Below are 14,427 nucleotides of genomic sequence, written 5' to 3'. Positions count from 1 at the left end.
TAACCACCTCCATGCCCTTTACTGGTGCAGTGAAAAGGTAAAAGGCTGCTCGGCAATGCACTGCACGGCCCTGCCGTCTTTGCGGCAGGGTACAAAACGCCACCGCAGCACCGTTTCCACGGCGGCCTCATGAAACGTCCGGGTATCGTCTTCCGCATACACGGGAGTCGCCTGTTTCACCGTTCCGTCCTCAGCCAGCAGAATGCGCACCACCACGGTGCATTCACGCCCCAGACGTTTTTCCTGCATCGGATACAGCGGGGCCGGCGCATAAAGCGGGCGCGGCTGTTCATCAACCTCGCCCAGCGTAAAGGCACCGCCCGACGGCGCCGACAACCCGCCGGCCGAAGCCACGGAAGGGACTCCGCTCAGCGGCACGGTGCCTGCCAGTTCGGGCGCGAAATCCATTTCCATGGAGGGCATGTCCATTTCCAACTGCGGCGAATCAAGAGACACATCCATTTCTGACATCTTTTCAAGGGGCTGCACCTGCTGCACATCGCGGGTGGCATAGGTCTCGGTCTCGCGTACCGGAGCTTCGGTAAACGAAGACAGTCTGACCGCGCCATGCACCACAGGCTCATCTGTCACCACGCGGGGAGCAGTTCCTGCCAGCAGGAAAAGCAGCAGCAACAGCGTGACCCCCACTCCGCCGCCCACGGCCGCCATCCGCACGCACCAATCCGTCATGGCGCATCCTTGGTGGCCACGCTCACATCGCGCACTCCGGCCTGACGGCACAGGTCGATGGCGCGCACCAGCACACCGGAACTGGACTGCACATCGGCAGCCACAATCACCGCAAGGTTGTCTTTTTCCGCCAGCAGCCCCGCCATGCGCGACTCCAGCGAGCGGATATCAACACTTTCACCTTCCATCCACAGCACGTTGTCGCTGTCTATGGCCACAACCACCTGCACCTGACGGCCTTCGCCCGTGGCCGCAGCGGGACGTTCCACCACAACGCCGGATTCTTTGATAAAACTTGTGGATACAATAAAAAAGATCAGCAAAATGAAAACCATGTCGATCATGGGTGTCAGATCGATATCGTTGACCACTTCATCCTGTGTCGTACCGCGCCATCTCATTGTATATCTCCTTGCCCGGAACAGGCGGGCGCCGTCCGGCCCGATGCTTCTGCGGCCCGCAGCGAAACGGAACGCAGCGCATTACGCAGCTTGCGGCTTTTACGGTACAGAATACCGCCCGCAAGCAGGCTGGGAATGGCGACCAGCAGGCCGCCCTGCGTGGTCACCAGCGCTTTTGAAATACCGCCGGTCAGTGCGGCGTTGTCTGCGCTGCCCGCCTCTGCCAGCGCACGGAATGTGCCCACCATACCTTCCACCGTGCCCAGCAGCCCCAGCAAAGGCGCCAGCGACGAAAGCAGCAGAATGGTGCCCACATTTTTTGTCACCTGCCGCAGCACCATATCCATACGGGCCCGCACAATACGCCGCCGCAACCGCAGGCTGAGCCCGCCATGACGCAGCCCGCGGCAAAAAACGGCATGTGCGGCAACAAGCCCCGCCGCACCTGCCGCCGTCGGAGCGGGGCATCCGTCATCCGGCTGCCCGGCGGCAGCGCCGGTGCATGCAGTGCCGCGCGCGGCATCGCGCAGGGCCACCGCCGTCAGAATGATCAGCGTCCACACCCAGACGCACAGCACCCCCAGCAACGCCAGAATACCGGCGCCGGAAGAAAGCGAAGCAAGACCGCTCATGAAGCCTTCGGAAAAGATACCCGGCATCATTGCTGCCTCCCGCTGCTCCCCGCCGCGATGAGCGATGTTCCGGCGGCTTCCATGTCCAGCATCACCGTGTTGACTCTGCGGGTCAGAAAATGGTGGCAGAGCAGCAGGGGAATGGCCACCAGAAGGCCCGCCTCCGTTGTGAGCAACGCTTCGGATATCCCTGCGGAAAGCAGCTTGGGATCGCCGTTGCCGTGCGCCGTGATAATCCGGAACGTCTGGATGATGCCTGACACCGTACCCAGCAGACCAAGCAGAGGAGATATGGCGGCAAGCACGCGTATGGTCTGCAGAAAACGCTCAAGGGGCGGCAGTTCTTCAAGCACCGCCTGTTCCAGACGGCGTTCCATCTGTTCGGCATCATCCGGTGTGCCGCCCGGCGTGCACATACGCCGGACCACTCGTTCCGCCGGAGTACGCCCGGCCTGTGCAGTCATGTTCCGGTCCCCGTGCAGCACCTGCTCCACGGCCTGCCTGCCGTTGGCACGCACCCTGCCCAGCGTCACGCACCGCTCTGCCACCAGCAGCAGTCCCACCACGCCTATGAGCATGATGGGCCACAGAAACATGCCGCCGTCCATGACAGCCGTCAGCATGGTATGCCGCGCAGGGGGGTCAGCCAGAACTCTGCCGCCGGTGACATCCGCCGGAAGAGGTACCGGCCCTTTTCCGGTACCGCTCACGGCCTGCGCAATCATGCCGGACTCGGCACTGTCCGGCCGGTAGGCAAAAGCCTGAGGCGCATCAGCACCGCGCACTCTTGTAAGAAAACCTGTTTCGTCACCCGCGGCATATGCAGCCTGAAACGCGCCATAATGCAGCACCTGCGCTTCAACCAGACTGCCGTCGCGGATATGCACAGGCTGCCGCACCACGGCCATGCGGCCTCCCGCCTCCACGGACAGCAGCATGGAGTGCAGCAGCAGTCTGACTTCCTCCAGCGAAGGAAAATGTTCCGGAGCGGCCATGCCCTCCAGCGTACCGCGCCAGCCTTCCGCCATGCCGGGAACATCATATATGGGGCCGGATTCCAGCAGCAGGGCAGCATTGTCGCGCACGGCACTGCGTATTTTGCGCATGGCCTCCTGCCCGCCGCCCAGTTCAGCGGTCAGTTCGGCTTCGCGGGCTCTCAGGCCGGCCAGTTCGGTCTCCAGCCTTCCGGCATGTTCACGCGCTGCCGCGGCATCGCGCTTCACACGCTGCAGGGTTTCCTTCAGCTCTTTGCGCTGCGCGTCTATGGAGCGCCGGACCTCCTCCACATTTTCCACAGTCTCGCGCCGCATCTGCGAAACATCCTCGGCCACGCGCCCGAGTACGGGTTTTTCCTGCCTTTCGGCGCCGTATACAGGCCATGCGGCCAGCACCACCAGCATCACTGCCGTTAACAAACGCCGCATTACCGCACCTCCCCGAAAGGCAACACCGGCAGCGAGAATGCACTGCCCGATTCCGTCATTTCCGCAGCCTCACGCAGCGAATCCAGATACACGTCTTCCACGGGTACAAACCCCGCGGCACGGGTCCAGCGCCATGCGGCGGAACCGTCCGGCGACAGCGCATACAGCCCTGCGCGTCCCGTCCTCAGCAACTGCACACGGCGGGAAACGCCCTGCACGTCTATCTGCGCGGCGGCCAGTTCCACACCCCGGCCGTAGCCGAGTTCCGCCTGCAACGCCTCCAGCACCCTGCGCAGCTTTTCCGCTCCGCCCAGTTCATAGTCATTCATGCTTGCATGCAGAAACCGCAGACGCTGGTCCCGCTCCTGTTGCAGAAAAGGCATATCCTGCCGCACAAAGTTTTCCAGCGCCTCCACGCTTTCCACCAGCGCCCCCTCAAGCTCTGTCTCCATGCGCACCAGCTCGTCACGGGTTTTCGTCAGCTCATCCACACGGCTGCGGGCCGTATCCACATAACGGGTAAAAGTATTTACCTGCAGCGCGTACCACGCCTCTTCCAGACGCGCCTGCCGCAGTTCTTCCTGCAGCAGGGCCTGCTCGCGCTCCCATTCGGAGCCGCGTTCATGCGCTGCTTTTTCTATGGCGATGGCCGATGTCACTGTGTCCAGCAGTGCATCCGGTGACGCCGGGGCCGCCAGAGCGCGGCAGCCGCCCCACATAACAACAAGGCACAGGGCCAATGCCGCGCAGCCCGTCGGAACGGCGCGGTTCATCATGATACGGTTCATCCGGTTATTCCTCCCGCCGCACTCTGCAGCCCCGCCGGAGCGGCCTCGAGCAGGCGGCGTGTATAAGCATGCCGCGGTGCGGCAAACACTGTTGCAGTATCGCCGGCCTCAACCACCTGCCCGCCCTGCATCACCAGCACCCGATGGCAGATGCGGCGCACAAGCGACAGGTCGTGCGCTATGAAAATTCCCGCCATGCCGTGGCGCTGCTGCAGAGCGCGCAGCAGACGCACCACCTGAAACTGCGTGTTGCGGTCCAGCGAGGAAGTAGGCTCGTCAAAAACGATGCACCCCGGCTGCATGACCAGCGCCCGTGCCAGACACACACGCTGGCATTGCCCGCCGGAAAACTCATGCGGATACCGGTGCCGCATGGCGGGATCCAGTTCCACTTCACGCATGGCCCTGATGACGCGCTCTTCTGTTTCGGCACGGGAAAGTTCTCCGCGGGCATGCAGCCCTTCGGCAATGCATTCCTGCACACTCAGTCTGGGATTAAGCGCGGCCAGCGGATCCTGAAAAACTATCTGCAGACGGCTGCGGCGCGGGCGCAGCTGTTTTTCATCCAGCGTGTGCAGCGGGGCGCCTTCAAACAAAATGCTGCCCTGCGACCTTATAAGGCGCAGTACGGCAAGCCCCAGCGAAGACTTGCCCGAACCGCTTTCACCCACCACGCCCAGACATTCGCCGCGGCGCACCGTAAACGATACATCGCGCACCGCATGGTGATAACGGCGGGGCGTAAAGGGCAGTGCCTGTCCGGCGGGGTAGCGTACGTCCAGCCCCTGCACGCGCAGCACTTCCGGCGCTGCGGCATCGACCGGCACGGGCTGTTCGTCGGCCCCGCTGTCCAGCAGCATGCGTGTATACGGGTGCTGCGGGGCGGCAAACACACGTTCCGCAGGGCCGGACTCCACAACGCAGCCGTCCTGCATGACGCACAGGTCATCGGCCAGAAGCCGCATCATGGGCAGATCGTGGCTGATAACCACCAGCGACAGCCCCAGTGAGGCGCGCAGCGCCAGCAGCAGATCAATGACCTGACGCTGCACGGCGGCATCCAGCGCCGTAGTGGGTTCGTCGGCAATAAGGATTTCCGGCCCGCCCGCCAGAGCCATGGCCAGCATGGCGCGCTGCCGCTGTCCGCCCGAAAGCTGATGCGGAAACGAATCCATGATGCGCTGCGGCTCGTCCATGCCTGCCTGCTCCAGCAGCGAAGCCACCCTGCGGCGGATCCGGGCTGTTTTCCAGCCGCTGTGTACGGCCAGTGTTTCGCCGATCTGTCTGCCGATGCGGTGCAGCGGATTAAAGCTGCTCAGCGGATCCTGAAACAGCATGGCTATGCGTCTGCCGCGCAGCAGACGCATAGCGTCGTCATCCAGTCCGGCCAGATTGTTGCCGCCGTATTCAATGGTGCCGCCGCAGATGCGCGCCCCGGCGGGCAGCAGCCCCATAAGGGCCCGTGCCGTAAGCGATTTGCCTGAACCGCTCTCACCCACTATGCCCAGCACCCTGCCGCGGCGCAGGCAAAAGCTGACCCCCCGCACCACGTCCTGTCCGGTTCCGCCCGTTTTTTCCGCTTCCGCGGCGGGACCGTCAAAGCGGATACGCAGCCCCTCCACGGCCAGCAGCACGTCATTGTCTGCCTGTGTCATGATTTTTTCCCTCCGTTGGGATCAAACGCATCGCGCACGGCCTCGCCGATGAAAACCAGCAGACACAACAGCGTGCCCAGCACGCCGAATGCGGTCAGCCCTATCCACGGAGCCTGAAGATTGTTTTTGCCCTGTGCCAGCAGTTCGCCCAGCGACGGCGATCCCGGCGGCATGCCGAATCCGATGAAGTCGAGCGAAGTGAGCGTGGTCACGGCCCCGCTGAAAATGAACGGCAGGTAACTGATGGTGGCCACCATGGCGTTGGGCAGTATGTGACGGAACATGATGGTCGAATCGCGCACGCCGATGGCGCGTGCCGCCCGTACATAATCAAGCTGGCGGCAGCGCAGAAATTCGGCGCGCACCACATGCACCAGCCCCATCCAGCTGAAAAGCAGCATTACGCCCAGCAGCGACCAGAACCCCATGGTGACGATGCTGGACAGAATGATAAGCAGATACAGCACCGGCATGCCTGACCAGATTTCCATGAAACGCTGAAACACCAGATCAACCGCGCCGCCGTAGTACCCCTGCACCGCTCCGGCAGTAATGCCCACAGCGGAGCTGACAAGGCACAGCCCGAAGCCGAACAGAATGGACAGACGGAACCCGTAAAGCACCCGGGCCACAATATCGCGGCCCTGATCATCAGTACCCAGCCAGTTCTGGGCGGAAGGCGGTGCCGGATACAGCTCGGCCGCATAGTTGACGGTATCGTACGAAAAACGCACAGGCGGCCAGATCATGAATCCGTGTCCGCGTATCGCTTCACTGACAGCGGGGTCTCTGTAGTCGGCTTCCACGGGCAGTACGCCGCCGAACTGCGTTTCCTGATAGCTTTTAAAAACAGGGACGAACCATTCACCCTTGTACGAGACCAGCAGCGGTTTGTCGTTGGCTACCAGCTCGGCGCACATGCTCAGTGCAAAAAAGACCGCCAGCACCCACAGCGAATACCAGCCGCGCCGGTGTGCACGGAAAGCCGCAAGCTTGCGCACGGTATGGGGAGAAAACTCAGCCACGGGCCACCCCCCTGCCGCCGAAGGTTATCCGCGGATCCACCAGCGAGTAGGTGATATCCGTAATGATGCGCGTCAGCAGCCCCAGCAGGGTGAACATGTACAGCGTGGCAAACATGACCGGATAATCCCGCGTCATGGCCGCTTCAAACCCCAGCAACCCCAGCCCGTTAAGCGAAAAGATGACTTCGATGAGCACAGAGCCGGTGAAGAACATGTGGATGAACGTACCGGGAAAGCCGGCAATGACAATCAGCATGGCATTGCGGAACACATGGCCGTACAGCACCTGCCGCATGGTCAGTCCCTTGGCCAGTGCCGTAGCCGTGTACTGCCGGTGTATCTCGTCCAGAAACGAGTTTCTGGTCAGCGTGGTCAGCGTGGCAAAACCACCTATGACCAGCGATGTCAGCGGCAGCGCAAGATGCGAAAAATAATCGCCTATCTTCTGCCACAGGGTCATCTGGGCAAAGTCGGGCGAAACAAGCCCCCGCAGCGGAAAGATGTTCCAGTAGCTGCCGCCGGCAAACAGCACCACCAGCAGCACGGCAAACAGAAACCCGGGTATGGCGTCGCCGATGACCACCAGTGTGCCCGTAACCGCGTCAAACCTGCTGCCGTGTCTGACGGCACGCCGGATACCCAGAGGAATGGACACAAAGTATATGATGAGCGTACTCCAGAGTCCCAGCGAGATGGACACCGGCAGGGCGTCGCCCAGCAGCTGCATGACGCTGCGCCCTTTGAAAAAGCTGTCGCCGAAGTCAAAGGTCAGGTAGTTCCTGAGCATAAGCCAGAAACGCTCGTGCACGGGTCTGTCAAACCCGTACATGCGTCTGACGGCCTCGACCACTTCAGGCGACAGACCGCGCTGCCCCTTGTAAAGCCCGTCGCCCTGTGCGGCACTGCCGCCATCAAGCTGCGGGGTGGCTATACCTGTATCGCCCGACTCGCCGCCCACCCTTTCCATGAACACCGAATCCGCACCTTCAAGCCGGAGCAGGTACTGCTCCACAGGCCCGCCCGGTGCCGACTGGATGACAAAGAAATTCAGGGCGATTATTCCGAAAAACGTAGGCACAAGCAGTGCCAGTCTGCGCAGGATATACGCGGCCATGGTCAGTTCCCGTATCCTGTTCCGGCATTGCGCAGCGCTTTTTCCGCCTCTTTGTCCACCCACCACGAATGCACGTCAAAACCTGTGGCGGGTGGCGTTTCGCTGCGCCCGAACTTGTCCCAGTAAGCAATGCGCACAGAGGACGAATACCATCCGGGAATGACATAGGCGCCCCACAGCAGCACCCTGTCCAGCGCGCGGCAGTTGACCACCAGCGAGTCTCTGTCCGGAGAAGCGATGAGCCGCTCCACAAGAGCATCCACCACCGCAGACCGCACTCCGGCATAATTGCGCGATCCGGGTGTACCGGCCGACGCTGATGTCCAGTAGGACCGCTGTTCGTTGCCGGGCGAGGCAGACTGCGGCACACGGCCCATGATCATGTCATAGTCGAAAGAACGCACACGGTTGACGTACTGTGTGGGGTCTGACATGGCCACATTCATGATTATTCCCAGCCGTTCCAGATTGCGGCGGTACGGCAGCACCACGCGGGTGGAACCCGCCGACTGCAACAGCAGGGTGAACTCAAACGGCCTGCCGGCAGCATCGCGCAGACGGCCGTCCTGCAGCGTCCAGCCGGCCTGCTGCAGCAGGGCCAGCGCCTGACGCATCTGGGGACGGATGTTACCGTCGCCCGCCGTACGGGGAACATCCCAGGCAGAGGTCAGCACTTCCGGCGGCAGCTGTCCGGCAAAAGGCCGCAGCACATCCAGTTCCGCCTGAGAAGGCTTACCGGAACTGGCAAGTTCGCTGTTGGCGAAAAAGCTGGTGCTGCGGGTATAGGATCCGTGGAAAATGGCCTTGTTTGTCCATTCGAAGTCAAAAAGCAGGGCCAGCGCCTGACGGACGCGTCTGTCCTGAAACAAATCTTTGCGGGTATTGAAAAAGAAACCGTACATGCCCATGGGCCTGTTGGTGGTCAGCTCTTCACGTCTGATATGCCCCGCCGCAACCGCCGGTCCCGTATAGGCAGAAACCCATGCCTTGGCCGTGCCCTCGGGGTACAGATCAAATTCTCCCGCTTTGAACGCCTCTCTGGCCACGGTCTCGTCACGGTAGTATTCGTACCGGATGGTGCCGAAATTATAACGCCCCTTGTTCACGGGCAGGTCGCGCGCCCAGTAATCGTCCACAAGCTCGTACTCCACGTAACTGCCCATGGCGAAATCCTTCACCCGATAAGGCCCGCTGCCGACGGCCGGCACAAGCGAAGGTTGCGAAAAGTCATGATTCTGCCAGTAGTGCGCCGGCAGCACCGGCAGCTGGGCCAGTATGACTGGCAGCTCCTTGTTGTTTTTTTCCTTCAGATAAAACCGCACGCTCAAGGGCGACAGTTCTTCGGCTCTGTCCACCGCGGCATAATACTGCTTGTAGCGGGGTGCGCCGTGCTCCATCAGCAGGCGGAAGGTGACGGCCACGTCGTGCGCGGTGACGGGCCTGCCGTCATGAAAACGCGCCGCGGGATTGATGTTGAACGTCACATGCGAAAAATCCGGTGCAACCTCAAATGACTGCGCGATAAGCCCGTAATATTCAAACAGGGTATTATCAGGTGCTCCCGTGCCCAGCGTCTCCACGGTAAGCCCTATGCCCGCCGCGGGCAGTCCCCGTGCGATGAAGGCATGCATGGAGTCGAAATTGCCTCTGGCCGAAAGACGCAGTGTGCCGCCTTTGGGCGCGTCCGGGTCGGCATGGGGAAAGTGGCGGCCATTCCATGCAAAACGCGGTTCGCCGTCCATGGTCAGCACCGTAAGCGGCTGCGCCGCTGCCGCACCGGCCTGCATCAGCCACAACGCGCACACAGCCATCATGCATACCCTTGCCGCCGTACCGCTCACTACAGCCAGCATATTCACGCCTTTCCGCCGTCTCAATGCGTACTGCATTGCTATTCTCCTTACCTTGCAAAACAACATCATCCGGTTGCGGCGCCCGTACACGCCCCAGCCGGAAAGGACAGGCAGCACCCGGCGGCACGCCGCCGGGCACTGCGTCATATACTCCGCTATTCAGCTAAAACTCGCAGCGGAAACCGGCATAAAAGGAACGCCCGCGCGAGGCTTCGCCTTCGGTCACACTGACTTCCTGCGATTCATCAAACACGTTGTTCACATCCATGAGCATGGTCAGGGTGTACTCTTCTTCTTTCAGCACATCCCATTCCACGCCGAGGTCGGTCACAAACCCGCCGGAAATCACACCGTGTCTGTAGGCGTTGTGGTATTCACCGTTTTCACCCATCCACTTGTCGCTTTTGTTGGTATTGCTGCCCGAAGTGGTGCCGTGGGGCGTGTCATTACTAAAACGGGAATCGGCCATGAGCCCCGTTGCCGAATCACGCCAGCGGGTGACGGTATTCAGGCGCAGCGTATCTTCCATAAAATGCCCCTGCCACGAAAAGGTCAGCACCACAGGCGCGTTGTAATCGTCTGCCGGCAGCGCATTACGGTCGGTCAGTTCGCCGTTGTAGTAGACCTTGTCATAATCCAGCCGCACACCGTTGGCCTCGTCGTAGACATCTTCGTCGTAGCTGCCGTTGAATGTCTTGCGTTTGGACTTGGTAATGCCCAGACCGAACACGTGGTCGCCCATGGACTGCGTCTGCACGGCTCTGGCAAGGGTCAGCGTTATGCCTTCGTATTCGCTCTTGCCTTCGTTGGTCATATAGTAGCTTTTCTTGTCGTCGCTCTTGCTTACCAGCTGGTTCTTATAGTCACGCTTCACCAGCTCGACCCCGTATTCAAAGCCCAGAAAATCACCCTGCACACCGGCGGAAATTTCATCGGTATACGGCGTATCCAGCCCCGACATGCTGTGCGTCTTGTCCGTTCCATAGGTGGTCTTGCTCGACTCGAACACGCCGTCGCCATCCATGTCGCGCTGCTGAAACACAATCTGCGGGCGATACCGCTTAAGCGCATAGGCCGAAAGCTGACCGCCGTAATAACGGTTCAGGCCCGCTGTCAGCCGCAGAGAACCGTCGCCGAAGGTGTCGTATTCGGCCTTCAGGCGGTGGGCTATGTCCAGATTGGTGGAAAAATCGTCATAATCGGCACGCAGCCCCGGAGTAAGGGTGAAGTTGCCCAGCGTAAGTTCGGTCTGCGCGTAGTAGCCAAGCGTGTTCAGCGACAGTTCCTGACTATGCTCAAGGTATTTGGAATTGGTGAGAATCCTCCGGTTGCCCGCCATCAGCACGTCCACGTCCACTTCCGCAGCACCGGCCGTAAAATCGACCAGCGTGTTGTGCCACAGCACCCCTGTGGAGACGTTCCACGTCAGCATGCCCGCGGTGTAGTCCACCGAGTCGAAGTCGAAACGCATGTCCAGTTCCTGCGTGTCCTGCTTCAGGTCACCCACGCCGCCGCGCTGCTCATCGGTGGAGGTGTTGCTGTAACGGTGCGCCGAAGACGATTCGCGGTTGTAGCCGTGCAGCATGTACGATGTTTTGCCGCTCAGCGTACCGTGCTGAGTCTCGTATTCGGCCTGCAGCCCCAGACGGTATGCATCATTCTGCAAAAACCAGTCGCTGTCCGGCCACTTTTCGCGCCAGCGTTTTTCTTCGTAGGGGGCATAGGTCGCATCGATTTTCAGCGTCAGGTCGTCGGAAGGACGCACGACCATCTTGGCCATGAAGTTGTCGCTTATGCGGTGCTGGTCACCATCATTGATGGTGCCGTCGTTTTCTTCACGCTTAAGGGGTATGACAGAATGCTTGCGCGAAACTGCCAGCAGCAGCCCCGCGGTATCACTCACCGGCCCTTCTGCAGTGGCGGAAACCGTGTTGATGGAAAAACGGGGCTGGCTGGACGGTTTTTCAGAATTTTCATCCACGCCGCGCAGGGTGAACCACTTGCTGCGGGTATGTTTGCCTGTCACGCTGAAATGCCATTCATCCATTTTGGGATCACGCAGTTCTCCGTCCACCACGCCGCCCACAAATCCTCCGAAACTGGCGGGAATATTGCTGGTGTACACGGTTATGTTGTCCAGCAGCTGGGTATCGTAAAAAAGTGTCTGGTCCCCCCCGCCCACGGTCAGATCATTCTGGGAGGCACTGTCCCCCAGCCCGCTCGGGTTGATGCGGTTTGTTATGCTCATGCCGTCAATCATAAAGTTGTTTTCATACGGCTTTGCACCCGAAATGGAGATACGCGGCGGAGCTATTTCCCCTGCCGTCTGTCCGGAAATCATGTCGTTGGAAAACTGCACGTTGGGCATGCCCTTCAGGGCTTCGGTAAGCGAACCGGTATGCGAAGGCATGGACCGCAGCGCCTTGCCGCCTATGGTGGCCCGGCCGGTCTCGCGCGTCTCCTCCTGCACATCAACCGGAGCAAGCCGGTACACGGTGCCGTTATGTGCCGCCGGACCGGTGGCATTGGCTGCAGGCCCGCCATTTTTGCGCGCCGGTTCCAGCTGCACCGCGTTTTCCGGCCGGTCTCCCGCCGCCGGATCACCCTTCTGTTCAGCCTCTGCAGCCGACGCGGGCAATGCGCCGGACATCAGCAGCAGAAGCATGCAGCCCAGAAGAAGCTTTTTCATCTCTACCCCCTTAGGTAATGAGTCTCATTTTCAACCAAGATGTATAAAAAATCCCTGCGGCGAGTCTCCGTCGCCGCAGGGACGGGAACACATACAATCAGCGCCAGCGGGGCAGGCGGACCGCCGGACTGACAAGGCCGATGCCCAGCAGGGCCACAGGGCCGAAGACGATTACCAGCAGGCAGTCCCACCAGCGTACAGACCGCCCCGCAGCCCGGGTGCGCCACACCAGCAGCAGTGCCAGCAGCATGCCGCTGCCCAGCGCCAGCAGCGGGCTGGTGGCATATTCAAAGCCCATGGAAAGGAATCTGCTCTGCGGTGAACGCTGCACCACCCGCACAGGCAGCAGTACGGAAGCGGCGTCGGTGACTCTTTCCAGCGCCTTGATGTCCGCGGCGCGCATGGGAAGCGAATAGGTGTGTGTCACGGCAAAGCCGGTTGTCATGGCCTTGCCCGTCAGGCCCTCTTCCGGCCGGGTAATGTCGCCCTGCACCAGATACTTGCCCAGTTTGTCGGCCCACAGATACATATGGCCGGAATCGGCATTCAGGTTGTCCAGCGGCAGTTCACGCAACGAAAGATCGTCCTGCATCACCGCAAACAGCGCCGTGTCGGTCATGACAAAACCGACCATTTCCCGGCGTCTGCTTTCTGTCACAACAACGCCGCGCACATTGCCGGGCACACGCTCGCCGCTGTTCACGCAGCGCGGCAGTCCATGCACCATCTGCAGGTTAAACAGCGTGCCCTGAGCATCCACAAGCAGATACCCCGCATCATACTCTTTTCGGGTATCCGGATTGCCGCCCAGCACCTTTACAGGAAACACAAAGCCCGCATCGCGCAGCGCCGCGGTGAACTTGTCGCTTTTGACCGTATCCACGCTGCCGTCTTCAGGGCGCAGAAATTCCAGTGAACCGGCTCCGGCACCCAGACGGAACATATCGTCAGGCATTTCAAGCCGTGCCCCCTGCGGGGCGGACTCCAGAAGCATGTGCAGCATGGGTGCGGGGGAATTCCAGTCTCTCGGCATGAACCGGATGAACTGCCAGCCGTACTGGGCTTCATGTTCGCTGAGCGGAATACCGTTTACAGACTCCGGAAAGGCCTTCCACTTGATCAGGTCATGGGAATACTTCACGGGCAGAGCCTGAGCCGTCTCGCTCCTGCTGAGCACCTTGCCGTCCTCCAGCGTGACGACCGTTCCCGAAAGACCTCCGGGCCCCGTTGTTCCTTCGGGATAGCTGCTCATAATCACAAACTGCTGTTCGACAGGGCTGAAATGCAGCTGCTGTCTGACGCGCGAAGGCATGACCGTACGCCAGTAAAGGTCGGGCAGCACGGCGCACAGCGCCACAGCAAACAGCAACAGACCGGCAGCGCGTGTGCCGTTGTACAGACGGCTGTCCGCACGTTCGCCCATAAAACGCAGGTAACTGAAAAACACCAGCGGCAGAAAACCGGCCGCAAACAGTCCGTACCGCCACAAAGCCTGTTCCGAGGCGCCGTAGTCGCCGTAATTCCACAGCAGTTTAAAAGCAGCTAGCATTACCCAGAGCACCAGCACCCTGCCGCCCATGGTGCGCATGGCAAAAAAAGCCACCGTTCCCAGATAGGCGGTTATGCCCAGCAGCACCCACTGCAGCAGCGAAACCATAACAGGCAGTATCATGTCCGCCGGCATGTGAAAGGCGTTCATGGACGCGGCAAGCAGCCCGCAGGCTGCCGCACCGGTAAGCAGCATCACGCACAGGCCCGTGCCCACCATCACCCCGACAATGTTACCGGGCATGACAGGCATATGAAAAAGCAGACGCAGCCTTTTGCCCTGACACTCCGGCCAGGCCTGCAGAAACCCTGTGAGCACGCCGCAGGCAACCAGCAGACGGAACGACGCGAAAAACGGAGGCTGCTTTGCTATCAGCGTCGCCCACAGACCGAAGGTGCCGTGCACTCTGTCTATGGTGTTCAGAACAAGCACGCTGTCGATGGCGGCATATCCCAGCAGCAGCGGGATTATCCATATGCCGCGGCGCAGCTTTATCCATTCCTTGGCCAGCAGGGCCTGTACCTGTCTATTCATGATTGTTCCGCGATTATAGCATGTTAGGCATTTTTAAAAAATCCATGAAGCCGCACACAGGATGCAGCGGACC

General features: G+C 60.7%; 11 protein-coding genes. All 11 read right to left on the bottom strand.

Features of this window, described 5'->3' with window-relative positions; all coding sequences use genetic code 11:
- Nucleotides 1-18: 18 nt before the first annotated feature.
- Nucleotides 19-690, bottom strand: a complete 672-nt coding sequence (locus tag ACZ5D1_RS02280) for an energy transducer TonB (RefSeq protein ID WP_011366585.1) — start codon at nt 688-690, stop codon at nt 19-21.
- Nucleotides 687-1,091, bottom strand: coding sequence for an ExbD/TolR family protein (locus tag ACZ5D1_RS02275; protein WP_011366584.1), 405 nt, complete (start codon nt 1,089-1,091; stop codon nt 687-689). Before ACZ5D1_RS02275 ends, ACZ5D1_RS02280 begins: the two co-directional genes overlap by 4 nt.
- Nucleotides 1,088-1,753, bottom strand: a complete 666-nt coding sequence (locus ACZ5D1_RS02270) for a MotA/TolQ/ExbB proton channel family protein (protein WP_464555770.1) — start codon at nt 1,751-1,753, stop codon at nt 1,088-1,090. The genes ACZ5D1_RS02275 and ACZ5D1_RS02270 overlap by 4 nt, the downstream gene beginning before the upstream one ends.
- Nucleotides 1,750-3,147 (bottom strand): MotA/TolQ/ExbB proton channel family protein, encoded by a 1,398-nt coding sequence (locus tag ACZ5D1_RS02265; RefSeq protein WP_464555768.1) that lies wholly within the window; start codon nt 3,145-3,147, stop codon nt 1,750-1,752. The genes ACZ5D1_RS02270 and ACZ5D1_RS02265 overlap by 4 nt, the downstream gene beginning before the upstream one ends.
- Nucleotides 3,147-3,935 carry a DUF3450 domain-containing protein gene (locus tag ACZ5D1_RS02260; RefSeq protein WP_464555767.1) on the bottom strand — a complete coding sequence of 263 codons (789 nt, stop codon included), beginning with the start codon at nt 3,933-3,935 and terminating at the stop codon, nt 3,147-3,149. Before ACZ5D1_RS02260 ends, ACZ5D1_RS02265 begins: the two co-directional genes overlap by 1 nt.
- Nucleotides 3,932-5,590: an ABC transporter ATP-binding protein gene (locus ACZ5D1_RS02255; RefSeq protein ID WP_027181707.1), complete on the bottom strand. Its 1,659-nt coding sequence runs from the start codon at nt 5,588-5,590 to the stop codon at nt 3,932-3,934. Before ACZ5D1_RS02255 ends, ACZ5D1_RS02260 begins: the two co-directional genes overlap by 4 nt.
- Nucleotides 5,587-6,615 carry an ABC transporter permease gene (locus tag ACZ5D1_RS02250; RefSeq protein ID WP_011366579.1) on the bottom strand — a complete coding sequence of 343 codons (1,029 nt, stop codon included), beginning with the start codon at nt 6,613-6,615 and terminating at the stop codon, nt 5,587-5,589. Before ACZ5D1_RS02250 ends, ACZ5D1_RS02255 begins: the two co-directional genes overlap by 4 nt.
- Nucleotides 6,608-7,729, bottom strand: a complete 1,122-nt coding sequence (locus ACZ5D1_RS02245) for a microcin C ABC transporter permease YejB (protein ID WP_011366578.1) — start codon at nt 7,727-7,729, stop codon at nt 6,608-6,610. The genes ACZ5D1_RS02250 and ACZ5D1_RS02245 overlap by 8 nt, the downstream gene beginning before the upstream one ends.
- 2 nt (nt 7,730-7,731) lie before the next feature.
- Complete coding sequence (locus ACZ5D1_RS02240; protein WP_011366577.1) at nt 7,732-9,618, bottom strand: extracellular solute-binding protein; 1,887 nt, start codon at nt 9,616-9,618, stop codon at nt 7,732-7,734.
- Between the two features lie 127 nt (nt 9,619-9,745).
- Nucleotides 9,746-12,271: a TonB-dependent receptor plug domain-containing protein gene (locus ACZ5D1_RS02235; protein ID WP_464555765.1), complete on the bottom strand. Its 2,526-nt coding sequence runs from the start codon at nt 12,269-12,271 to the stop codon at nt 9,746-9,748.
- A gap of 97 nt (nt 12,272-12,368) precedes the next feature.
- The gene (locus tag ACZ5D1_RS02230) at nt 12,369-14,354 is read right to left on the bottom strand and encodes a DUF4857 domain-containing protein (RefSeq protein ID WP_464555764.1); all 1,986 of its coding nucleotides are present in this window, start codon (nt 14,352-14,354) and stop codon (nt 12,369-12,371) included.
- Between the last annotated feature and the right edge of the window lie 73 nt (nt 14,355-14,427).

Source organism: Oleidesulfovibrio vietnamensis (assembly GCF_055388115.1).
Note: the sequence above shows the minus strand (reverse complement) of the source record. Positions and strands in the feature narration are given on the sequence as shown.